The sequence below is a fragment of the Streptomyces cellostaticus genome (genome assembly GCF_001513965.1).
Taxonomy (GTDB): Bacteria; Actinomycetota; Actinomycetes; order Streptomycetales; family Streptomycetaceae; genus Streptomyces; species Streptomyces cellostaticus.
The window spans coordinates 131,717-153,697 of sequence record NZ_KQ948018.1; the positions used below are offsets into that span (position 1 = coordinate 131,717).

Here is a 21,981-nt window from a genome sequence, read left to right on the forward strand (position 1 = left end):
GCCCCCGGGCAAGGTCCCGGTGTACGCCGACGCCACCTGCCACCCGGAGCACCTCGCCGCGTTCCACCCGCTGGGCGTCGCCTTCGACCACGTCAACCCCACGCTGGAACGGGCCCTGCAGAACGACGACACCGCCTACTACCGCCTGCGCCGCGTCTTCCTCGCGCAGGGCGCCGCCGTCGGCGAAGCCCTGCGCGCCGTCACCCCGGTCGCCGAGTGCGACAACCCCGAGGTCCTGCTCAGCGAATGGACGGCCAAGAACATCACGTACATCTGGGCCGTCAACAACACCATGCCCGACTGGGAGCCGGACCTCGCCTGGCGGGTGGGGCTGCTGTGCGCCCAGCGCCTGCCCGTCCAGGCCAGGCTGAAGGTGCGGCTGCCCGCGCTGCACCAGGTCGTCGACGTGCTCAACGGCAAGCCGGTCTCCCTGCTCGGCGGCGCCTTCACCGCGGATCTGCGCACCGTGCCCGCGCGCCTCTACGCGATCGTCCCGCTCCTGCACGCCCCGCTGCCGTCCGCCTCCGAGGAGGGGTTCGGCCCGCACGTACGGGACATCGCGGTCTCGGCGGACGGCCGTACGGCCGCGCTCAACACCTTCAACTGGGACCACAACCTCTACGGCCTCGACCTCGCCACCGGCAGGACCCGCTGGCGCCGGCGCCTCGGTCACCACTTCGCCTACGCCCCCACGGCCCGCCCCGGCGGCTTCGCCGCACAGGGCTACGACCTGCACGCCCCCGAGGGCTACCACCTCTACCTGCTGGATTCCGCCGGGCGGCCGCAGCGCCGGTTCGCCCTGTTCGGCCTGCCCAAGAAGGCCACCGACTGGTCGAAGAGCGAGTGGGGCCACGACTACGGCCTGAACAACTTCGCGGTGGCGCCCGGCGGTTCCTGGATCGCCACCTCCGGCGACCTGGGCCTCGCGGTGTGGGACGGCGAGGGACACGAGAAGTGGGCGCACGCGTGGTGGGCGGACAACCGCCGCACCCCGCTCCGGCTGCTCGCCCTGGACGACGACACCCTGATCACCTTCGCCGACAACACCGTCACCGGCCTCTCGGCGACGGACGGCACCACCCTGTGGACCATCCCCACCGCCGTGGGAGCGAGCTTCGGCGGGGCCTTCGGCGGCGGGGTCGTCAGCGGGGACCGCCGTACGGCCGTGATCGCGTCGGAGGCCGACGGCGGGCGGGTGTACGTGATCCGGGGCGGCACTCTCGTCCACACGATCCCCACGGCGGCCAGTGAGGTGTCCGTCTCCGCCGACGGGTCGTTCCTCGCGGTCACCACCGGCAACCAATTACGGGCCTTCGACACCGAGGGCGGGCTGCTGTGGACGTACACCGGGGACGACCTGCTGCGCCGCCCGCGCGTCTCGCCCGACGGCACCCGGGTCGCCGTCGGCAGCGAACTCGGCACCCTGTCCGTGCTGGAGCGAGACGGCACCCCGCTGTCCGCCGTCGACCTGCGCGCACTCCCGGTGTCCGCCTGGCTGCCGGGCGGCGACCTGCTCGTGGCCACCTGGATGGGCACGGTGATCCGCTACGGCGCCGATCTCGAGGAGCGCTGGCGGACCCGGCTGATCCCGGACGAGCCGGACAGCAGGACCAAACTGCTGGCGCCGGATCCGGTGCCGGCGGTACGCAGGACGGATTGGGGCAACGCCCGCGAACAGCCCTACCCGCTGACCCCCAACCTTCTGGCGGACATCCACGCCTTCTTCACCATGAGGATGGTCGATCCGGACTATGACATGGGCCCGGAACCGGAGCAGGGTTTCGCGCTCCTGACCGACGGCAGCGCGGACCCACCACCTGTGCCGTGGCTGAACTGGACGCTCCTGAGCAGCCTGGGCAGCGGCGGCTCGAACCACCGGTTCGTGTTCACCGTGGACACGTTCCGCAGCCGGCTGGAGCTGACCGCCGTCACGATCGCCGAGGACCCCGCGCACCCCGCGTCATGGATGCGTGACGTCCTGCTCCAGTGGTGGGACACCCGGGCGGGCGTCTGGCGCGACGGCCCGATGTTGCTGTCCGACCGGGCCCTGCACAGCCATGACATCGAACCGCCCCTCGCGTCGTCACGCTTCCGGTTCGTCACGACCGGCGGCGGCACCTGGCCGCAGGGCAATCTCCGGCTCGGTGAACTCGTCTTCCACGGCAGGGTGCTGGGCAACTCCCACCGGGACGTGGTGGACGGCAACGGGCTCGCCGTCCTCTTCGACGACCGCGAGGACGACGTACAGGACCTCCTGCTCGGCGGCCGGGGCGTCGACATCCAGCAGGGCGGCGCGTACTCCGGCACCAGGTGCCTGAGGGTGTCCGGACCGCTGCCGGGCGCCCAGTACCCGGCCTTCCGCGGCCTCTTCTTCCATGAGGCGATGCACGACTGGGAATTCGAGGTCGCTCAGGAGCCGAGCCGTCCGGGCCAGTACCGCTACCTCCAGTTCGCCTGGAAGGCGCTCGGTCCCGGGACCAGCGGGATCGGCCTGCGGCTCGGGGCCGCCTCGCCGCTGGACGGCAACGGCCGGGTCTTCGGCGTGAACGCCGGGACCTCCCACTGGCCGGCCAGCACCCTGTTGACCGAGCACGGCATCGAGGAGTTCCCCGTCGACTGGCGGTGCGTGCGCCTGGACCTGTGGACGCTGGGCGGCGGCCTGACGAAGATCACCCAGCTCGCCGTGCGCACGGACGGCGGCGGCGCCCTCTTCGACCAGATCGTCCTCGGCCGCACCGAGGCCGACCTGCCGCAGCCGCTCCCGCACCCGGAGGCGTGATCCGGCTCCGCGGCGGCGAACGCGCTGGCGTAGGCTGGTTCAGTCCGTCCACAACCCTTGACGAAAGGGACGCCACCGGTGACCGAGAAGGCCGACCTCCAGTCTGTCCTCGACCGTGCCGCAGGGGGCGGACGCATCACGCCCGAGGAGGCGCTCGTCCTCTACCGCGACGCCCCGCTGCACGCGCTGGGCGCCGCCGCCGACGCCGTACGCCGCCGCAAGTACGCCGGCATCGAGCACATCGCGACGTACATCATCGAGCGCAACATCAACTACACGAACGTGTGCGTCACGGCGTGCAAGTTCTGCGCCTTCTACGCGGCCCCCAAGGACACCGCCAAGGGCTGGACCCGCGACCTCGACGACATCCTGCGCCGCTGCGCGGAGACCGTGGAGCTGGGCGGCACCCAGATCATGTTCCAGGGCGGCCACCACCCGGACTACGGCGTCGAGTACTACGAGAAGCACTTCAAGGCCATCAAGGACGCCTACCCCCAGCTGGTCATCCACTCCCTCGGCGCCTCCGAGGTCGAGCACATGGCCCGGATCTCCGGCGTGTCGGTCGAGGAGGCCATCACCCGTATCCACGAGGCGGGCCTCGACTCCTTCGCGGGCGCCGGCGCGGAACTCCTCCCCGAGCGCCCCCGCAAGGCCATCGCGCCCCTGAAGGAGTCCGGCGAGCGCTGGCTGGAGATCATGGAGGCCGCGCACAAGCTGGGCGTGGAGTCGACGTCCACGATGCTCATGGGCACGGGCGAGACCAACGCCGAGCGCATCGAGCACCTGCGCATGATCCGGGACGTGCAGGACCGCACGGGCGGCTTCCGCGCCTTCATCCCGTACACCTACCAGCCCGAGAACAACCACCTGAAGGGCCGCACCCAGGCCACCCTCTTCGAGTACCTGCGGATGATCGCGATCGCCCGCCTCTTCCTGGACAACGTCCAGCACATCCAGGGCTCGTGGCTCACCACCGGCAAGGAGGTCGGCCAGCTGTCCCTGCACTACGGCGCGGACGACCTCGGCTCGATCATGCTGGAGGAGAACGTGGTCTCCTCGGCCGGCGCCAAGCACCGCTCCAACCGGCTCGAGATCATCGACCTCATCCGCAAGGCGGGCCGCGTCCCGGCCCAGCGTGCCACGACCTACGAGCATCTTCTCGTGCACGACGACCCGGCGAACGACCCCGTCGACGACCGCGTGGTCTCCCACATCTCCTCCACGGCGATCGAGGGCGGGACCGCGCATCCCGAGCTGAAGCTGCTGACCTCCAACTGAGCCTGCCGTGCTGACCCTTCACCTCGCCGATCGGTCTCCGGAGGCCGCTGTTCTGGTCGACGGGGCGTCCATCGCCGCCGTCGGCCCGTACGAGGAACTGGCCGCCGCCGAGCCCCGGGCGAGGGTCCGGCGCTGGCCCGGCATCCTCACCCCGGGGCTGCTGAACCCGTACGGCCCGGAGCTGCTGGAGGCCACCTACCATCCCGACCCGCGCGAGGCCGATGTGCTCGGCACCGAGCCCATCGTCGGGGCGCGGGCGCGGGAGATCTTCCGTGCCGACCCCGCACGCCTCGGTGCGAGCGCGCGGCGCGGGGTGCAGCGGATGCTGGCGCACGGCACGGTGGCGGTGGCCGGTGAGCTGCGGTCGCGGGCCGCGGTCGACGCGGTGCGCAGAGCCGGGCTCGCGATGGGACAGCGGCCGGACCGCCTCCCGGGCCCGCCGGTGCTGTCCCCGACCCCGCTGATCCTGCTGCCGAGGCTGGTGCCGGGCGGTCCCGCCCGGTTCGCCGTGTTCGACGTCGCGGACCGCGCCGAACTGGTCCGACGCGGCGCCGGGACCTGCGTGGCGACCGTGATCGGCGGGCGGCTCGTCTACCGCGGCCGCTGACCGGGCTCAACCGGAGAACCTCTCCCCGAACGCCCCCGAACTACGCGGCTCAGAAGGAGATCGCCTGGGTGTCCATGTGGTCGAGCTTCCGTGACCGGCAGTGCGAGGACGGTGAGTCGTCGCAGGACGACGCGGCGACCGACTGCAGCGGGGCGAGCGCCATGCCCCGCCAGGCACCCGCGTCAGCCCGAACACCTTCTTCAGCTGGGTGTGGGCCGCCTTGGCGGAGGTGAGGGCGTAGCCGCCCATGTCGCCGGTGCACGACTCGCCGTAGTTCATCGTCATGAGGTTGACGGTGGAGACCTGGACGTCGTACATGTTCGCGGACTCCAGCAGTGCGAGGAGCCGGCCGCGTCCAGTGCCTCGGCGTAGGCGGCGGCCAGCGCGGGGGCGCCGTCGCAGGTGGCGGCCAGTTCCTTGCCGGAGGCCCCGCCGAAGGAGACACGGACCGAGGCGCCGTCCTGCGAAGGCGAGGTTGTACGTCGCCGGGGATCCCGCGGAATCGGTGGCGGCGGCCTCGGTGGCACTGACGTAGGGGGCGTAGTCCGGGGAGTACGGACTGCTTTCCGAGCCCGTGGCGCAGCCCGTCACAGCGAGTGCAAACACGCAGGTGAACCCCGCCATGGGCGCCAGAAATCTCCTCATCACTTACGTACCCGCTCTCGTGATTTCTGTCTCAGGACGGAAACAGAATTCGTTTCCCCGGGAGGAAATGTCTCACATGGGTGGCTCGCAAGAATTCCCGAGAAAAGGTCACATAAAGGCTGCCTAATATCCGGGGAATGCATTTCCGAACCCGCCATCGAAAGTCGCGCCGCGCCTGGCTCACCTGCTTCCGACGCCTCGACCGGACGGTCACCGTCTTCAACGCGCGCGTGGTGACGATCCACCTCTGGCACGAGATCGCGCTGATCCTGGCGGTCCCGCTGATCGACCAGTTCTGGAACGTGCCCGCCTTCGAGAAGTACCTGCCTCTGGACAGCCAGTGGTTCATGTTCGGCACCGGCTGGGTCCTGATCGCCGTCTTCGTCCTGGCGTGCGGCTGGGTGGAGGACGTGGCCGCGAAGAAGAAGCCGCGACTGATCCCGGGAGGCCGTGCTGCAAGAATGGGCGGGTGACCCGCGCTTCCCTGAACAAGCAGCCGCACGAAGTCGCCTCGATGTTCGACGACGTGGCGGAACGGTACGACCTGACGAACGACGTGCTGTCGCTCGGCCAGGACCGGCGCTGGCGCAAGGAGGTGGCGAAGGCGGTCGACGCGCGCCCCGCGCAGAAGATCCTTGACCTCGCGGCCGGTACGGCGACCTCCTCGCTGCCCTTCGCGCAGACGGGCGCGTACGTGGTCCCCTGCGACTTCTCGATCGGGATGCTCCAGGTCGGCAAGAAGAAGCACGCCTGGCTGCCACTCACGGCGGGCGACGCGACGCGGCTGCCGTTCAAGGACGACACCTTCGACGCCGTCACGATCTCCTTCGGGCTGCGCAACGTGCAGGACACGGACGCGGCCCTGCGCGAGATGTACCGGGTGACGCGGCCCGGCGGCCGGGTGGTGATCTGCGAGTTCTCGCACCCCACGTGGGCACCCTTCCGCACCGTCTACACCGAGTACCTGATGCGGGCCCTGCCGCCGGTCGCGCGCGCGGTGTCCTCGAACCCGGACGCGTACGTCTACCTCGCCGAGTCCATCCGTGCCTGGCCCGACCAGCCCGCCCTCGCCGAACGGCTGCGCAAGGCGGGCTGGTCCAAGGTGGCGTGGCGCAACCTCACCGGCGGTGTGGTCGCGCTGCACCGGGGCTTCAAGGAGAGCTGAGCCCCTCCGGAGGGTGCCGGTGTCTCACCGGTTGATCATCTCGAAGGCGTCGCCGGGCTCGCCCAGTTCGCGTTGCATTCCGCCCGTGGGCGGCCGTGGGATGCGTGGCTCGCGCACGCCCCCGCCGCCCTCGCCCTCACCGAAGTCGAACCACACGTACACCATGGAGTCCGGCGGCACCTCGGCACCGGGCTGCGGATACTGGCGTACGACGTAGTCGACGACCGTGTGGTGGAAGTCCGGGCGGTCCGGCGCATTGAGGAACAGACCCCGCGCCCGGGCCGTTTCGCGCGCGTCCACGGCCATCAGGCCGACCAGACGAGGAACGCGCACGTCGGGTGTTTTGGGTGTTATACGCACAGATGTCACCCCCAGCGGTACTGGCAGGGTAACTCGGTCACGTGCCACCCGGAAGCTTCATGTGGCTTTCTGTAACAGTTGATTACTCTTAGTCACAGATCAAGTCGGTAGCAGTGCCCCTCCCGTTCCGAGGACGGAGTCGTGAACGTCTCCTTGAGCCGCATGCCCAGCCGCCGCGTCACCGCGATGGAGCGTGCGTTGCGCGCGTCGACCATCGCCACCACGTGCGGCACCCCCGCCGCCCGCAGCCGCTCGAGGGTCTCCTCCGCAGCCGCGGTGGCGTACCCCCTGCCCCAGTGCGCCCGGCCGAGCCGCCAGCCGATCTCGATCTCGCCCGCCGGCCCCCACGCGTGCGGCCAGGGCTGGGCCCCGGTGAAGCCGACGACGTCACCGGAGTCGTCCACGATCGACCACAGGCAGAACCCCCGCTCCGCGTCGTGCCGGCGCTGGCGCGCGGTGAGCTCCTCGTAGGCCGAGAGCTCGGCGGCGTTGCCTCCGTGGAACTCCATGACCTCGGGGTCGGCGAATACCCGGTGCCAGGCGAACGCGTCCTCGTCGGTGGGCACACGCAGCCGTACTGCGGGGAGAGCTCTGTTCACGGGGCAGCCCTTCAGCCGGTGATCAATTCTGCTGAATAGACTGCCCATGTCCAGTGCCGGTCGGCACGCAGATTTTGAACCTTGGGGAGATCCCGCCGTGACCGAGCCCCTCTCCGACAACACCGCCGATGTGATCGTCGTGGGCGCGGGGCCAGCCGGCTCCACCACCGCCTACCACCTCGCCAAGGCCGGACTCGACGTCCTCCTGCTGGAGAAGACCGAGTTCCCACGGGAGAAGGTCTGCGGCGACGGCCTCACCCCGCGCGCGGTCAAGCAGCTCGTGGCCATGGGCATCGACATCTCCGAAGAGGCCGGCTGGCTGCGCAACAAGGGCCTGCGCATCATCGGCGGCGGCTCCCGCCTCCAGCTGGACTGGCCGGATCTCGCCTCCTTCCCCGACTACGGCCTCGTCCGCAAGCGAGACGACTTCGACGAGCAGCTCGCCCGCAACGCCCAGAAGGCCGGGGCCCGCCTGTACGAGCGCTGCAACGTCTCCGGCCCCGTCATCGACGACCGCACCGGCCGCATCACCGGCGTGACGGCCAAACTCGGCGAGGAGAAGCGCGAGGTCACCTTCCACGCCCCGCTCGTCGTCGCCGCCGACGGCAACTCCACCCGCCTGTCCCTCGCCATGGGCCTGCACCGCCGCGAGGACCGCCCGATGGGCGTCGCGGTGCGCACGTACTTCACCTCGCCGCGCCACGACGACGACTACCTGGAGTCCTGGCTGGAGCTGTGGGACCGTCGCGGCCCCCAGGACCGCCTGCTGCCCGGCTACGGCTGGATCTTCGGCATGGGCGACGGCACCTCCAACGTGGGCCTCGGCGTGCTCAACACCTCGGCCGCCTTCAAGGAGCTGGACTGGCGCGAGATCCTCAAGGCCTGGTGCGCGTCCATGCCCGAGGACTGGGGCTACACCCCGGAGAACATGACGGGCCCGATCCGCGGCGCCGCCCTGCCCATGGCCTTCAACCGCCAGCCGCACTACACCAAGGGCCTGTTGCTCGTCGGCGACGCCGGCGGCCTGGTGAACCCCTTCAACGGCGAGGGCATCGCCTACGCCATGGAGTCCGGCCAGATCGCCGCCGACGTTATCGTCCAGGCCCACGCGCGGGCCACGCCCGCCCAGCGCGAGATCGCCCTCCAGCGCTACCCGCGCGTCCTCAAGGACACCTACGGCGGCTACTACACGCTCGGCCGCGCCTTCGTGAAGCTCATCGGCAACCCGAAGGTCATGCAGATCGCCAGCCAGCGCGGTCTGACCCACCCGGTGCTGATGAAGTTCACCCTGAAGCTGCTGGCGAACCTCACCGACCCGACGGGCGGCGACGCGATGGACCGCATCATCAACGGCCTGAGCAAGGTGGCCCCGAAGGCGTGAGCCCCCGCTAGGCCCGGCTCAGTTCCTCGGCCCTGGTGGCCCGGCGGGCGAATACCTCGTCCCGCCGGTCCGCCATCTGGCGCAGCGCGTCCTTTTTCTCCCGCTTGGCGAGCCGGTCCAGGTAGATGTGCCCGTGGGTGTGGTCGGTCTCGTGCGCGAGGCAGCGGGCGAAGTACCCCGTGCCCTCGATGACGAGCGGATTGCCGTCCTTGTCCTGCCCGCGCACGACGGCCCGGTCCGGCCGCGGCAGGGCCATCACGGCGCCCGGCACCGACAGGCACCCCTCGTCCTCGTCGATCAGCCGGCGCCCGGCCGAGGCGGACTCCAGTACGGGATTGATGATGTGTCCGACATGCCGGATTCCGTCGTCATCGGGGCAGTCGTACACGAACAGGCGCAGATCGACACCGACCTGATTCGCCGCCAGTCCGGCCCCCTCGGCGACATACATGGTCAGGAACATGTCGTCGATGAGCGCGGCGAGGTCGGGCCCGAACTCCGTGACGTCCCGGCACGGCTTGTGCAGGACCTCCTCGCCGACCTCGGTGATCCGCCGCACGGCACCGCGCCCGGCCTCGGGGGCGTAACGCGGGTAGTAGTCGGCGGGGCTTCCCTGGACGAACACGCGTGGCATCGCGCTGTCTCCTTCGCTCGTGGACGGACCGCCGAACGGCGGCCCGGACAGAGCATGTCAGGGAAGACGCAAGGGCCGCTGCCCCCGAGCGGCTGCGGCCCTACGCGCGTGAGAGTCGTGCTGGGCGCTCAGAGCACCCGCACGGCGCCGGTCGGCGGGTCGTACGACAGCGGGTGCTCCCCGACGCCGCTGGACGGGTTCTGCGCGCCGACGAACATGCCGTCGCCCACGTACACCGCGACGTGGTACGCGCTGCCCGCGCTGCCCCAGTACAGGACGTCGCCCGGCTGCAGGTTGCTCAGCGACACCTGGGTGCCGGCCGTCGACTGGTCCTGGGAGACGCGCGGAAGGCTGATGCCCACCTGCTTGAAGGCCGTCTGCACCAGGCCGGAGCAGTCGTAGGCGGAGGGGCCGGTGGCACCGGAGACGTACGCCTTGCCGATCTGCGCCTTCACGAAGGAGATCACGGCCGCGGCCGAACCGGTCGCCGTGGACGTGCTCGTGGAGGTGCTCGTGGAGGTGTCGGTGCCCGCCGTGGTGGAGAGCGTCGTCCGCTCCGCGTTGCGCGAGGCACGCGCGGCAGCGGCCTTGCGGGCGGCCTCCTGGGCCTTCTTCTTGGCCTCCGCCGCCTTCTGCTTCGCGTCCGCGAGGTCCGCCTTCGCCTGCTTCGCGGCGTTTGCGGCGGCCTGGTCACGCTCGGCCTGCAGCTGGTAGTTCGCGGCGGCCTGCTGCGTGGCGTCCGCGGACTGGGCGACCTGAGCGGCCAGGTCGGCCGTCAGGGTGGGCAGTTCGAGGGTCTGCGTCACCGGCTCGGCCGCGTTCGCCGAACCGGACGCCCCGGCGACTGCCAGGGTGCTGAGGACGCCACCGGCAACTCCGGCCCGCATCGCGATGGTCGACGCGCTGCGGCGGGGCTTCCGGTGGCTGCGTATGTGAGCGGTGTGGGACATGAGAACAACGGGTACCAGGGGCTCCTTCATATCTTCAAGAAACGTGTGCTGCGCCACAGTTGTTCAATCGAGACCTCGAAGCCCGGGCGTGTCGCTCTTTATTGACGCCGTAACGGACATTGCGGACGACCGTGATCAAGCCCTTGATCACGGTCTTTGATCATTACGTCCGAATTGCCCCGCACCTACCACTGGTTCGGGTGGATGGCCAAGCCCGCTTCTCAGGCCGCCCTTACGGGTGTGGCGGAGGTCACGGAACGGTTACCGGAAGGGCGGCGTCCCGCGCGGGCGGGAGCTCGTGAACGCGTGCACGCGCCGCCCGGCGTCCACACCCCGCCCAGGGGCTACCCCTGATGTGTGAACGCGCCCCTCTATCAGGGCGCAGCATCCAGCGCCAATTTGCATGCAGCGGAACTCTCTTGATATTGAGACGCACCGTCCGGCCTGCGGCGACGAGCGAAAATGTCACTTCTGGTGATTACCTGAACGCTTCGCGTATGAAGATCACCCATCATCCGACTTCATGATCCTTCGTCAGGTGGTGGAGATCACAAAGCTTGTGTAATACCCCGTGTCGCAGATCACAGAGCGGCGGGCATAAGATGCGAGGCAGTTGGGCTTGTGACCTGCTTCACATGTTCTCGATCTTCGCCCGGGACGAGCGGGGCTCGTGGGACCGGTGAAGCGGATGTGAGCCCAGTGCAACCGCCACCAGTCAGTGCCGACTGAGAGGAGCGAGGAGCGGTGAACGCGTATGCGCCCATCCTCGTACTGGGAGCCCTCGGGGCAGGCTTTGCGATCTTCTCCGTGGTCATGGCCACGCTGATCGGTCCGAAGCGGTACAACCGCGCCAAACTCGAGGCCTACGAGTGCGGTATCGAGCCGACCCCCACGCCGGCCGGCGGCGGGCGCTTCCCCATCAAGTACTACCTGACGGCGATGCTCTTCATCGTCTTCGACATCGAGATCGTCTTCCTCTACCCCTGGGCCGTCACGTTCGACGCCCTGGGGATCTTCGGGCTCGTGGAGATGCTGCTCTTCGTGCTCACCGTCTTCGTCGCGTACGCGTACGTATGGCGGCGCGGCGGCCTGGAATGGGACTGAGGGGCCTTTAGAGACATGGGACTCGAAGAAAAGCTGCCGAGCGGCTTCCTGCTGACCACCGTCGAGCAGGCCGCGGGCTGGGTGCGCAAGGCGTCCGTCTTCCCGGCCACCTTCGGCCTGGCCTGCTGTGCCATCGAGATGATGACCACCGGCGCCGGGCGCTACGACCTCGCCCGCTTCGGCATGGAGGTCTTCCGCGGCTCGCCACGCCAGGCGGACCTGATGATCGTCGCCGGCCGGGTCAGCCAGAAGATGGCGCCGGTACTGAGGCAGGTCTACGACCAGATGCCCAACCCGAAGTGGGTGATCTCCATGGGCGTCTGCGCCTCCTCGGGCGGCATGTTCAACAACTACGCGATCGTCCAGGGCGTCGACCACATCGTCCCGGTCGACATCTATCTCCCCGGCTGTCCGCCCCGGCCCGAGATGCTGATGGACGCGATCCTCAAGCTCCACCAGAAGATCCAGACCTCCAAGCTCGGCGTGAACGCCGAGGAAGCGGCCCGCGAGGCGGAGGAGGCGGCGCTCAAGGCCCTGCCCACGATCGAGATGAAGGGGCTGCTGCAGTGAGCGACGCGAACGGCACGGGCGGCGTGAACCCCGAGAAGGACCTCGCCGCCTCCAACCTCCCCGGCCAGCGCGGCCAGGGCGGCGAGGAGATCCGCGTCCAGCGCGGCATGTTCGGCGCCAACAACGGCGGCGACACCTCCGGCTACGGCGGTCTCGTCCGCTCGGTCCGGCTTCCGGGACCGGCGAACCGGCCCTACGGCGGCTGGTTCGACGAAGTTGCCGACGAGCTGGAGGGCGCCCTGGAGGAACAAGGACTCCTCCCCGAGAACGCCATCGAGAAGACGGTCGTCGACCGCGGTGAGATCACCTTCCACATCGAACGCGAGCACCTGCGCCGCGTCGCCCGCACCCTGCGCGACGACCCGGCCTTGCGCTTCGAGCTGTGTACCGGCGTCAGCGGTGTGCACCACCCGCAGGACAAGGGCCGCGAGCTGCACGCCGTCTACCACCTGCGCTCGATCACCCACAACCGGCTGATCCGCATCGAGGTCAGCGCCCCCGACAGCGACCCGCACATCCCGTCCCTGGTCTCCGTGTATCCGACCAACGACTGGCACGAGCGCGAGACCTACGACTTCTTCGGCATCGTCTTCGACGATCACCCGGCCCTGACGCGGATCATGATGCCGGACGACTGGCAGGGCCATCCGCAGCGCAAGGACTACCCCCTCGGCGGCATCCCCGTCGAGTACAAGGGCGCCCAGATCCCGGCTCCGGACCAGCGGAGGTCGTACTCGTGAGCACACAGTCAGCATCCGCGGCCTCCGCCGCTTCGGCGCGCGAGACCACCGAGGGCACCGTATATACGGTCACCGGTGGCGACTGGGACGAGGTCGTCCAGTCCGCGGCCCGCGCCGACGACGAGCGCATCGTCGTCAACATGGGGCCCCAGCACCCCTCCACCCACGGGGTGCTCCGCCTGATCCTGGAGATCGAGGGCGAGACGGTCACCGAGGCCCGCTGCGGCATCGGCTATCTGCACACAGGCATCGAGAAGAACCTCGAGTTCCGCACGTGGACGCAGGGCACCACCTTCGTCACGCGCATGGACTACCTCACGTCCTTCTTCAACGAGACCGCCTACTGCCTCGCCGTCGAGAAGCTCCTCGGCATCGAGGACCAGATCACCGAACGCGCCAAGATCATCCGGGTGCTCCTGATGGAGCTGAACCGGATGTCCTCCCACCTGGTGTGCATCGCCACCGGCGGTATGGAACTGGGCGCCACCACGATCATGATCTACGGATTCCGTGATCGTGAAATGATTCTCGACATCTACGAGCTCATCACGGGCCTGCGCATGAACCATGCGTACATCCGGCCCGGCGGACTCGCCCAGGACCTGCCGCCCGGCGCGGTGGACCAGATCCGCGAGTTCGTGAAGAAGATGAAGAAGAACCTCCCGGAGTACGACAAGCTCGCCACCGGGAACCCCATCTTCAAGGCCCGTATGCAGGACATCGGCTACCTCGACCTGGCCGGCTGCCTGGCCCTCGGCGCGACGGGCCCGATCCTGCGCTCCACCGGCCTGCCGCACGACCTGCGCAAGGCACAGCCGTACTGCGACTACGAGACGTACGACTTCGACGTCCCGACCGCCGACAGCTGCGATGCCTACGGCCGCTTCCTGGTCCGCCTGGAGGAGATGCGCCAGTCGCTCAGGATCGTCGAGCAGTGCCTGGACCGGCTCCAGCCGGGACCGGTCATGGTCGCCGACAAGAAGATCGCCTGGCCCGCCCAGCTCGCCCTGGGGCCGGACGGACTCGGCAACTCCCTCGACCACATCAAGAAGATCATGGGCACCTCCATGGAGGCTCTGATCCACCACTTCAAGCTGGTCACCGAGGGCTTCCGGGTACCCCCGGGACAGGCGTACGCGGCCGTCGAGTCGCCCAAGGGCGAACTCGGAGTGCACGCAGTCTCCGACGGCGGCACTCGCCCCTACCGGGTCCATTTCCGCGACCCGTCCTTCACCAACCTGCAGGCCATGGCGGCGATGTGCGAGGGCGGCCAGGTCGCCGACGTCATCGTCGCCGTCGCGTCCATCGACCCCGTGATGGGAGGCGTCGACCGGTGACCACCTCTTCTTCGGAGCGGGGCGTCAGCCTGGGCATGCCCGAACTGCCCGCGCCGGCGTATCCGGACGATGTCCGGGCCCGGCTGGAGGCGGACGCGCGCGAGGTGATCGCGCGCTACCCGGACTCCCGGTCCGCCCTGCTGCCGCTGCTCCACCTCGTTCAGTCCGAGGAGGGCCATGTCACGCGCACCGGCATGCGGTTCTGCGCGGACATGCTGGGCCTGACCACGGCCGAGGTCACCGCGGTGGCCACCTTCTACACCATGTACCGGCGCAAGCCGTCCGGTGACTACCAGGTCGGGGTGTGCACCAACACGCTGTGCGCGGTGATGGGCGGAGACGCGATCTTCGAGACCCTCCAGGAGCACCTGGGCGTCGGCAACGGGGAGACCACCGACGACGGCAAGGTCACCCTGGAGCACATCGAGTGCAACGCGGCCTGCGACTTCGCGCCGGTCGTGATGGTCAACTGGGAGTTCTTCGACAACCAGACGCCCGGCAGCGCCAAGCGCCTGGTCGACGACCTGCGCGCGGGACGGCCTGTCGAGCCCACGCGCGGGGCGCGGATGTGCACCTTCAAGGAAACCGCGCGGATCCTGGCGGGCTTCCCCGACGAGCGGCCAGGGGCCGTCGAGGAGAGCGGCAGCGCGGGACCCGCTTCGCTGGTGGGCCTTCGCCTGGCAAGGGGAGAGGCCGCACCCGCGCGTGTGGTCCATCCGCGTGACGGCGGCCCGCACCAGGAACCGCAGGATTCCGCGGTGCACGAGCCGTCGCCGACCGAGCACCTCAGCTCGCACGACGCGCCGCTGGAGACATCGGCCTCCGACCCGGCCCACCCGGCAGGGCCTACCGCCGAGGAGGGGGAGTGATGACCGTGGCACCCGAACTCAAGGGAACGAGCCCCGAGAAGCTGCTCGCACCCGTGCTGTCGGCCTTCTGGGACGAGGACCGGTCCTGGACTCTGGACGTCTACCGGAGGCACGAGGGGTACGAGGGGCTCCGCAAGGCGCTCGCCATGTCACCGGACGACTTGATCGCGTATGTCAAGGACTCCGGTCTGCGCGGGCGCGGTGGCGCGGGATTCCCGACCGGAATGAAATGGCAGTTCATTCCGCAGGGTGATGGAAAACCGCACTATCTAGTTGTCAACGCCGACGAATCGGAGCCCGGGACCTGCAAGGACATCCCGCTCCTCTTCGCGAACCCGCATAGCCTCATCGAGGGCATGGTGATCGCGTGCTATGCCATCAGGTCGTCGCATGCCTTCATCTATCTGCGTGGTGAAGTCGTTCCCGTTCTGCGGCGGTTGCACGAGGCCGTGCGCGAGGCCTACGCGGCGGGCTACCTCGGCGAGAACATCCTGGGCAGCGGACTCGACCTCGAACTCACCGTGCACGCCGGCGCCGGTGCGTACATCTGCGGTGAGGAGACCGCACTGCTCGACTCGCTCGAAGGCCGCCGTGGTCAACCGCGGCTCCGTCCCCCCTTCCCTGCGGTGGAAGGCCTCTACGCCTGTCCGACTGTGGTGAATAACGTCGAATCGATCGCGTCAGTTCCCGCCATCCTGAAAAACGGCAAGGAATGGTTCAGGTCGATGGGGAGCGAGAGGTCGCCCGGCTTCACGCTCTACTCGCTCAGCGGCCACGTCGCGAGCCCCGGCCAGTACGAGGCGCCGCTCGGCATCACACTCCGCCAGCTCCTCGACATGAGCGGCGGCATGCGGCCCGGGCATCGCCTCAAGTTCTGGACGCCGGGCGGCTCCTCGACGCCGATGTTCACCGACGAGCACCTCGACGTCCCTCTTGATTACGAAGGAGTGGGCGCCGCGGGTTCCATGCTCGGCACGAAAGCCCTGCAGTGCTTCGACGAGACGACCTGCGTGGTGCGGGCGGTGACCCGCTGGACCGAGTTCTACGCCCACGAGTCCTGCGGCAAGTGCACGCCCTGCCGCGAAGGGACGTACTGGCTCGTGCAGTTGCTGCGGGACATCGAGGCCGGCAAGGGCGTCATGTCCGACCTCGACAAGCTGAACGACATCGCCGACAACATCAACGGCAAGTCCTTCTGCGCCCTCGGCGACGGCGCCGCATCCCCGATCTTCTCCTCGCTCAAGTACTTCCGCGAGGAGTACGAGCAGCACATCACGGGCCGGGGCTGCCCCTTCGACCCGGCCAAGTCGACGGCCTGGGCGGACCGCCCGGAGGTGAACGCATGACCGTGACCACCAGCGCCCCCAAGGGAGGGGGAGAGGCGGCGGTCCCGCCGGAGGACCTCGTCACGCTGACGATCGACGGCGTCGAGATCAGCGTGCCCAAGGGCACCCTGGTCATCCGGGCCGCCGAGCAGCTCGGCATCGAGATCCCTCGCTTCTGCGACCACCCCCTCCTCGACCCGGCCGGCGCCTGCCGCCAGTGCATCGTCGAGGTCGAGGGCCAGCGCAAGCCGATGGCGTCCTGCACGATCACATGTACGGACGGGATGGTGGTGAAGACTCACCTCACGTCCCCCGTCGCCGAAAAGGCCCAGCACGGTGTGATGGAGCTGCTGCTCATCAACCATCCGCTGGACTGCCCCGTCTGCGACAAGGGCGGCGAGTGCCCGCTGCAGAACCAAGCCATGTCGCACGGCAACGCCGAGTCCCGCTTCGAGGGCCGCAAGCGGACGTACGAGAAGCCCGTCCCGATCTCCACCCAGGTGCTGCTCGACCGCGAGCGGTGCGTGCTGTGCGCCCGCTGCACCCGCTTCTCCAACCAGATCGCGGGCGACCCGATGATCGAGCTGCTCGAGCGGGGCGCGCTCCAGCAGGTCGGCACCGGCGAGGGCGACCCCTTCGAGTCGTACTTCTCCGGCAACACCATCCAGATCTGCCCGGTCGGCGCGCTCACCTCGGCGGCCTATCGTTTCCGTTCCCGCCCCTTCGACCTCGTCTCCTCTCCGTCGGTGTGCGAGCACTGCTCCGGCGGCTGCGCCACCCGCACCGACCACCGGCGCGGCAAGGTCATGCGGCGGCTCGCCGCCAACGACCCCGAGGTCAACGAGGAGTGGATCTGCGACAAGGGACGCTTCGCGTTCCGGTACGCGCAGCTGAAGGACCGCCTCGACACCCCGCTCGTGCGAGGCGCCGAGGGAGTCCTGGAGCCCGCCTCCTGGCCGGAGGCCCTGGAAGCGGCCGCGCGCGGGCTGACCGCCGCCCGCTCCCGGGCCGGTGTCCTCATCGGCGGCCGGCTGACCGTCGAGGACGCCTACGCGTACAGCAAGTTCGCGCGCGTGGCGCTCGACACCAACGACATCGACTTCCGCGCGCGCGTGCACAGCGGCGAGGAGGCCGACTTCCTGGCGGCCCGGGTGGCCGGCCGCGGCCGCGACCTCGACGGCACGGGCGTCACGTACACCTCCCTGGAGAAGGCCCCCGCCGTTCTGCTGGCCGGGCTCGAGTCCGAGGAGGAGGCGCCCGGTGTCTTCCTGCGGCTGCGCAAGGCCTGGCGCAAGCACAAGCAGCAGGTGTTTGCGCTGGGCACGCATGCCACCCGGGGCCTGGAGAAGGCGGGCGGCACGCTGCTGCCGGCCGCTCCCGGCACCGAGACCGAGTGGCTGGACGCCCTCGCGAGCGGCGTCGGCCTGGAGGGGCCCGGCGCGAAGGCCGCCGAGGCCCTGCGGTCCGAGGGCGCGGTGATCGTCGTAGGAGAGCGGCTCGCCGGAGTGCCCGGCGGTCTCACCGCCGCCGTATGCGCGGCCGACGCGACCGGCGCCCAGCTGGTGTGGATCCCGCGACGGGCCGGGGAGCGCGGCGCCCTCGAGGCGGGCGCGCTACCGTCCCTGCTGCCGGGCGGGCGCCCGGCGATCCACCCGCGCGCGCGGGAGGAGGTCGCCGCCGCCTGGGGGCTCTCCGAACTGCCCTTGCGCTACGGCCGCGACACCCAGCAGATCATCGAGTCCGCCGCCACCGGTGAACTGTCGGCGCTCGTGGTCGCCGGTGTGGAGGTCGCCGACCTGCCCGACCCGGCACGCGCGCGTGAGGCGCTCGACCGCGTCGGCTTCCTGGTGTCGCTGGAGCTGCGGCCCAGCGAGGTCACCGAGCACGCGGACGTCGTCCTGCCGGTCGCCGCGGTCGCCGAGAAGGCGGGCACCTTCCTCAACTGGGAAGGCAGGGTCCGCTTCTTCGAGACCGCGCTCAAGCCCGACCAGATGACCCGCCGCCTCGCCCCGACCGACGGACGCGTGCTGCAGATGCTGGCCGACGCCATGGACGTCCACCTGGGCCTGCCGGACCTGCGTACCGCGCGCGCGGAGATCGACCGCCTCGGCGCCTGGGACGGCCCGCGGGCCACCGAGCCCATGGAGTCCGCGGGCGTGCTGCCCCGCCCCGCCGCCGGTGAGGCCGTACTCGCCGGGCACCGGCTGCTGCTGGACCAGGGCGTCCTGCAGGAGGGCGACGAGGCGCTCGCCGGCACGCGGCACGCGGCACGCGCGCGCGTGTCGGCCGCCACGGCTGCCGAGGCGGGCGTCAAGAACGGCGGCGTCCTCGCCGTCACCGGACCGGCCGGCACGACCGAACTCCCGCTCCAGATCACCGAGATGCCCGACCGGGTGGTCTGGCTCCCGCTGAACTCCGTCGGCACCGGCGTCGCCTCCGACACCGGCGCACAGCCCGGCACCCTCGTCCGCATCGGCCCGGCGGCACTTGCCGAAGAGGCCCCCAAGGAGGTGGAGGCATGAGCCCGTACCTCGCCGCTGAAGACCTCTCGATGTTCGGCCGCGACCCCTGGTGGCTGGTCGTCATCAAGGCCGTCTTCTGCTTCGCCTTCCTGATGGTGACCGTGCTGTTCTCCATCGTCTGGGAGCGCAAGGTCGTCGCCTGGATGCAGCTGCGCATCGGCCCCAACCGGCACGGCCCCTGGGGCATGCTCCAGTCGCTCGCCGACGGCGTGAAGCTGATGCTCAAGGAAGACCTCATCGTCAAACGCGCGGACAAGGTCGTCTACGTCCTCGCGCCGATCGTCGCGGCCATCCCGGCCTTCATGGCGATCGCGGTGATCCCCTTCGGCCCGGCCGACAACGAGATCTCGATCTTCGGCCACCGCACCACGATGCAGCTCACCGACCTGCCGATCGCGATGCTCTACATCCTCGCGGTCGCCTCGGTCGGCATCTACGGCATCGTCCTGGCGGGTTGGAGTTCCGGATCCACCTACCCGCTCCTCGGCGGCCTCCGCTCCTGCGCGCAGATGATCTCCTACGAGATCGCCATGGGCGCCGCGTTCGCCTCCGTGTTCCTCTACTCGGGGTCGATGTCGACCTCCACGATCGTGGAACAGCAGCACGACCGCTGGTACATCCTGCTGCTGCCGGTCTCCTTCATCCTCTACATCGTCACGATGGTCGGCGAGACCAACCGCGCCCCCTTCGACATGCCGGAGTCCGAGGGCGACCTGGTCGGCGGCTTCAACACCGAGTACTCCTCGATCAAGTTCGCGATGTTCATGCTCGCCGAGTACGTGAACATGGTGACGGTCTCGGCCGTCTCGGCCACCCTGTTCCTCGGCGGCTGGCGCGCCCCGTGGCCGATCAGCTCCTTCTGGGAAGGCGCGAACCACGGCTGGTGGCCCATGCTCTGGTTCGTCATCAAGGTCCAGCTGCTGCTGTTCTTCTTCATCTGGCTGCGCGGCACGCTCCCGCGCGTCCGGTACGACCAGCTGATGAAGCTCGGCTGGAAGGTGCTCATCCCGGTCTCCGTGACCTGGCTGATGCTCGTCGCGACCGTGCGGGCGCTGCGCAACGAGCACTACGACTTCGCCGACATCGCCCTCTACGTCGGCGGCGGTGTCCTCGCCCTGCTGCTGATCTCCTTCGTCGCCGACATGTTCCGCGAGAAGGCCAAGACGGCAGGGCAGCCCGCCGCCCAGCCGGCCGGATTCGACCCGATGGCGGGCGGATTCCCCGTACCGCCGCTGCCCGGGCAGGAGTTGCCGCCGGTGCCGAGGCGCAGCCCGCGCCGCGAGCGGCAGCTGATTGTCAGTGGTGGGTCGGACACTGTCAGTGACGGATCTTCGGATGGAAAGGAGGCGTCCGATGGCTGAGGAGCCCAAGGAGACCAAGCCCGGTTTCCAGAACCCCGTGGCCGGCTTCGGCGTGACCTTCAAGGCCATGTTCAAGAAGCGGCTGACCGAGCAGTACCCGGAGCAGAAGAAGACCACGGCTCCGCGGTTCCACGGACGGCACCAGCTCAACCGCCATCCGGACGGCCTGGAGAAGTGCGTCGGCTGCGAGCTGTGCGCCTGGGCCTGCCCCGCCGACGCCATCTATGTGGAGGGCGCCGACAACACCGACGAGGAGCGCTACTCGCCGGGCGAGCGGTACGGCCGCGTCTACCAGATCAACTACGCACGCTGCATCCTGTGCGGTCTGTGCATCGAGGCGTGCCCCACGCGCGCGCTGACGATGACCAACGAGTTCGAACTGGCCGACTCCAGCCGCGCCAACCTCATCTACACCAAGGAGCAGCTGCTCGCCGGCCTCGAAGAGGGCATGGTCGACACACCCCACGCGATCTTCCCCGGGACCGACGAACAGGACTACTACCGGGGCCTGGTGACGGAGGCCGCGCCCGGGACCGTACGGCAGGTCGCGGTCTCCAAGGGAGAACAGTCGGCAGGTCCTTCGGGCGCGGCCGAGGACCAGGAGGTGGACGCATGAGCGCGCAGCTCGCCGCCTACGCCACCTCCACCGGTGAGGCCTTCCAGTTCTGGGTTCTCGGCGCGATCGCGGTGATGGGCGCCCTGGGCACCGTCTTCATGAAGAAGTCCGTGCACAGTGCGCTCTCCCTCGCCGGGACCATGATCGTCCTGGCGGTGTTCTACCTCGCCAATGGCGCCTACTTCCTCGGGATCGTACAGATCGTCGTCTACACCGGCGCGATCATGATGCTGTTCCTGTTCGTGGTGATGCTCGTCGGCGTGACGGCCGCGGACTCGCTGAAAGAGACCATCAAGGGCCAGCGCTGGCTGGCCCTTCTGTGCGGTGTCGGCTTCGGCGTCCTGCTGTTCGCCGGCATCGGGAACGCCTCCCTGAAGGAGTTCGACGGCACCGGCCAGGCGAACGCGAACGGCAACGTGGAGGGCCTCGCGTCCCTCATCTTCACGAAGTACGTGTTCGCCTTCGAAATCACCGGCGCCCTGCTGATCACGGCCGCCGTAGGCGCCATGGTGCTCACCCACCGCGAGCGCACCGAGCGGGCCAAGACGCAGCGGGAGCTGTCCGAGCAGCGCGTCCGCGAGGGCAAGCACCTACCGCCGCTGCCCGCCCCCGGCGTCTACGCCCGGCACAACGCGGTGGACATCGCGGGCCTGCTGCCCGACGGCACTCCGTCCGAGCTGAGCGTCAACAGGACGCTGCGCGAGCGCGGCCAGATCCGTGACGTGTCCGCGCAGGCGCTGGGCGACCTGCGGGCGCTGGAGCAGCGCTCGGAGGAGCGCCTGGAGCGCACGGAGACCGATCCGGCGCACTTCAAGCGGGCCGAGGAGGCGTCGAAGTGAACCCCGTCAACTACCTCTATCTCTCCGCCTTGCTGTTCACGATCGGCGCCACCGGCGTGCTGATCAGGCGGAACGCGATCGTCGTGTTCATGTGCATCGAGCTGATGCTCAACGCCTGCAACCTCGCGTTCGTCGTCTTCTCCCGGATGCACGGCAACCTCGACGGCCAGATCATCGCCTTCTTCACGATGGTCGTCGCCGCCGCGGAGGTCGTGGTGGGCCTCGCGATCATCGTGTCGCTGTTCCGTACCCGCCACTCGGCCTCGGTCGACGACGCCAGCCTGATGAAGCTGTAAGGGG

Annotated in this window: 20 protein-coding genes and 2 pseudogenes; 17 read left to right on the forward strand and 5 right to left on the reverse strand. The window is 69.4% G+C overall.

What is annotated here, in order from left to right; translation table 11 throughout:
• Positions 1 to 19: 19 nt before the first annotated feature.
• The 3 genes from AQI88_RS10140 to AQI88_RS10150 all read left to right on the forward strand — a co-directional run bounded on the left by AQI88_RS10140 (position 20) and on the right by AQI88_RS10150 (position 4,664).
• Positions 20 to 2,779: a WD40 repeat domain-containing protein gene (locus tag AQI88_RS10140; RefSeq protein ID WP_066995414.1), complete on the forward strand. Its 2,760-nt coding sequence runs from the start codon at positions 20 to 22 to the stop codon at positions 2,777 to 2,779.
• A gap of 78 nt (positions 2,780 to 2,857) precedes the next feature.
• Positions 2,858 to 4,057: a cyclic dehypoxanthinyl futalosine synthase gene (gene mqnC / locus AQI88_RS10145; RefSeq protein WP_066995416.1), complete on the forward strand. Its 1,200-nt coding sequence runs from the start codon at positions 2,858 to 2,860 to the stop codon at positions 4,055 to 4,057.
• A 7-nt stretch (positions 4,058 to 4,064) separates the two neighbouring features.
• The gene (locus AQI88_RS10150) at positions 4,065 to 4,664 is read left to right on the forward strand and encodes an imidazolonepropionase-like domain-containing protein (RefSeq protein WP_066995418.1); all 600 of its coding nucleotides are present in this window, start codon (positions 4,065 to 4,067) and stop codon (positions 4,662 to 4,664) included.
• Between the two features lie 136 nt (positions 4,665 to 4,800).
• Here the strand turns inward: AQI88_RS10150 and AQI88_RS42890 are convergent.
• Positions 4,801 to 5,309: pseudogene (locus AQI88_RS42890) on the reverse strand (hydrolase); the annotation flags it as partial.
• A 173-nt stretch (positions 5,310 to 5,482) separates the two neighbouring features.
• On the opposite strand from AQI88_RS42890, the pseudogene AQI88_RS10155 reads away from it, so the two are divergent.
• Positions 5,483 to 5,782 (forward strand): annotated as a pseudogene (locus tag AQI88_RS10155) (acyltransferase family protein); the annotation flags it as partial.
• Positions 5,779 to 6,474, forward strand: coding sequence for a demethylmenaquinone methyltransferase (locus AQI88_RS10160; RefSeq protein ID WP_066995434.1), 696 nt, complete (start codon positions 5,779 to 5,781; stop codon positions 6,472 to 6,474). The pseudogene AQI88_RS10155 and the gene AQI88_RS10160, both read left to right, overlap by 4 nt.
• Before the next feature lie 24 nt (positions 6,475 to 6,498).
• Here AQI88_RS10160 and AQI88_RS10165 read toward each other — a convergent pair whose 3' ends face one another.
• Together AQI88_RS10165 and AQI88_RS10170 are read right to left on the reverse strand one after the other, a co-directional pair.
• Positions 6,499 to 6,807: a PASTA domain-containing protein gene (locus AQI88_RS10165; protein WP_079057500.1), complete on the reverse strand. Its 309-nt coding sequence runs from the start codon at positions 6,805 to 6,807 to the stop codon at positions 6,499 to 6,501.
• A gap of 119 nt (positions 6,808 to 6,926) precedes the next feature.
• Positions 6,927 to 7,433: a GNAT family N-acetyltransferase gene (locus tag AQI88_RS10170; protein ID WP_066995440.1), complete on the reverse strand. Its 507-nt coding sequence runs from the start codon at positions 7,431 to 7,433 to the stop codon at positions 6,927 to 6,929.
• Positions 7,434 to 7,479: 46 nt separating this feature from the next.
• On the opposite strand from AQI88_RS10170, the gene AQI88_RS10175 reads away from it, so the two are divergent.
• Positions 7,480 to 8,814 carry a geranylgeranyl reductase family protein gene (locus tag AQI88_RS10175; RefSeq protein ID WP_066995444.1) on the forward strand — a complete coding sequence of 445 codons (1,335 nt, stop codon included), beginning with the start codon at positions 7,480 to 7,482 and terminating at the stop codon, positions 8,812 to 8,814.
• A 7-nt stretch (positions 8,815 to 8,821) separates the two neighbouring features.
• Here the strand turns inward: AQI88_RS10175 and def are convergent, their stop codons facing one another.
• Positions 8,822 to 9,448 (reverse strand): peptide deformylase, encoded by a 627-nt coding sequence (gene def, locus AQI88_RS10180; RefSeq protein WP_066995447.1) that lies wholly within the window; start codon positions 9,446 to 9,448, stop codon positions 8,822 to 8,824.
• Positions 9,449 to 9,576: 128 nt separating this feature from the next.
• A complete protein-coding gene (locus AQI88_RS10185; protein WP_107118521.1) occupies positions 9,577 to 10,398 on the reverse strand; it encodes a C40 family peptidase in 822 nt (273 codons plus the stop codon).
• 744 nt (positions 10,399 to 11,142) lie between these two features.
• On the opposite strand from AQI88_RS10185, the gene AQI88_RS10190 reads away from it, so the two are divergent.
• From AQI88_RS10190 to nuoK, 11 genes are read left to right on the forward strand one after another with little or no spacing between them, the layout of a single operon-like run.
• Entirely contained in the window at positions 11,143 to 11,502 is a 360-nt protein-coding gene (locus AQI88_RS10190) for an NADH-quinone oxidoreductase subunit A (protein ID WP_003992243.1), read from the forward strand.
• Positions 11,503 to 11,517: 15 nt separating this feature from the next.
• Complete coding sequence (locus tag AQI88_RS10195) at positions 11,518 to 12,072, forward strand: NuoB/complex I 20 kDa subunit family protein (protein WP_062151585.1); 555 nt, start codon at positions 11,518 to 11,520, stop codon at positions 12,070 to 12,072.
• Complete coding sequence (locus tag AQI88_RS10200) at positions 12,069 to 12,812, forward strand: NADH-quinone oxidoreductase subunit C (protein ID WP_066995450.1); 744 nt, start codon at positions 12,069 to 12,071, stop codon at positions 12,810 to 12,812. Before AQI88_RS10195 ends, AQI88_RS10200 begins: the two co-directional genes overlap by 4 nt.
• Complete coding sequence (locus tag AQI88_RS10205) at positions 12,809 to 14,149, forward strand: NADH-quinone oxidoreductase subunit D (protein ID WP_066995453.1); 1,341 nt, start codon at positions 12,809 to 12,811, stop codon at positions 14,147 to 14,149. The genes AQI88_RS10200 and AQI88_RS10205 overlap by 4 nt, the downstream gene beginning before the upstream one ends.
• Positions 14,146 to 15,018 (forward strand): NADH-quinone oxidoreductase subunit NuoE, encoded by an 873-nt coding sequence (nuoE, locus tag AQI88_RS10210; RefSeq protein WP_066995462.1) that lies wholly within the window; start codon positions 14,146 to 14,148, stop codon positions 15,016 to 15,018. Before AQI88_RS10205 ends, nuoE begins: the two co-directional genes overlap by 4 nt.
• Positions 15,015 to 16,364, forward strand: a complete 1,350-nt coding sequence (gene nuoF / locus AQI88_RS10215; RefSeq protein WP_107118522.1) for an NADH-quinone oxidoreductase subunit NuoF — start codon at positions 15,015 to 15,017, stop codon at positions 16,362 to 16,364. Before nuoE ends, nuoF begins: the two co-directional genes overlap by 4 nt.
• The gene (locus AQI88_RS10220) at positions 16,361 to 18,865 is read left to right on the forward strand and encodes an NADH-quinone oxidoreductase subunit G (RefSeq protein WP_066995468.1); all 2,505 of its coding nucleotides are present in this window, start codon (positions 16,361 to 16,363) and stop codon (positions 18,863 to 18,865) included. The genes nuoF and AQI88_RS10220 overlap by 4 nt, the downstream gene beginning before the upstream one ends.
• Positions 18,862 to 20,226, forward strand: a complete 1,365-nt coding sequence (gene nuoH, locus AQI88_RS10225) for an NADH-quinone oxidoreductase subunit NuoH (RefSeq protein WP_066995471.1) — start codon at positions 18,862 to 18,864, stop codon at positions 20,224 to 20,226. The genes AQI88_RS10220 and nuoH overlap by 4 nt, the downstream gene beginning before the upstream one ends.
• Positions 20,219 to 20,842: an NADH-quinone oxidoreductase subunit NuoI gene (gene nuoI / locus AQI88_RS10230; RefSeq protein WP_066995474.1), complete on the forward strand. Its 624-nt coding sequence runs from the start codon at positions 20,219 to 20,221 to the stop codon at positions 20,840 to 20,842. Before nuoH ends, nuoI begins: the two co-directional genes overlap by 8 nt.
• A complete protein-coding gene (locus AQI88_RS10235) occupies positions 20,839 to 21,681 on the forward strand; it encodes an NADH-quinone oxidoreductase subunit J (protein ID WP_066995476.1) in 843 nt (280 codons plus the stop codon). Before nuoI ends, AQI88_RS10235 begins: the two co-directional genes overlap by 4 nt.
• Positions 21,678 to 21,977, forward strand: coding sequence for an NADH-quinone oxidoreductase subunit NuoK (nuoK, locus tag AQI88_RS10240; RefSeq protein ID WP_066995480.1), 300 nt, complete (start codon positions 21,678 to 21,680; stop codon positions 21,975 to 21,977). Before AQI88_RS10235 ends, nuoK begins: the two co-directional genes overlap by 4 nt.
• The last annotated feature ends 4 nt before the right edge of the window (positions 21,978 to 21,981 follow it).

What these genes read in the sequence shown, in the direction of transcription:
- nuoH (WP_066995471.1), top strand. Translation starts at nt 18,862, where the DNA reads ATGAGCCCGTACCTCGCCGCTGAAGACCTCTCGATGTTCGGCCGCGAC.
- AQI88_RS10175 (WP_066995444.1), top strand. Translation starts at nt 7,480, where the DNA reads ATGTCCAGTGCCGGTCGGCACGCAGATTTTGAACCTTGGGGAGATCCC.
- AQI88_RS10235 (WP_066995476.1), top strand. Translation starts at nt 20,839, where the DNA reads ATGAGCGCGCAGCTCGCCGCCTACGCCACCTCCACCGGTGAGGCCTTC.
- AQI88_RS10195 (WP_062151585.1), top strand. Translation starts at nt 11,518, where the DNA reads ATGGGACTCGAAGAAAAGCTGCCGAGCGGCTTCCTGCTGACCACCGTC.
- AQI88_RS10220 (WP_066995468.1), top strand. Translation starts at nt 16,361, where the DNA reads ATGACCGTGACCACCAGCGCCCCCAAGGGAGGGGGAGAGGCGGCGGTC.
- AQI88_RS10185 (WP_107118521.1), bottom strand. Translation starts at nt 10,398, where the DNA reads ATGTCCCACACCGCTCACATACGCAGCCACCGGAAGCCCCGCCGCAGC.
- nuoI (WP_066995474.1), top strand. Translation starts at nt 20,219, where the DNA reads ATGGCTGAGGAGCCCAAGGAGACCAAGCCCGGTTTCCAGAACCCCGTG.
- def (WP_066995447.1), bottom strand. Translation starts at nt 9,448, where the DNA reads ATGCCACGCGTGTTCGTCCAGGGAAGCCCCGCCGACTACTACCCGCGT.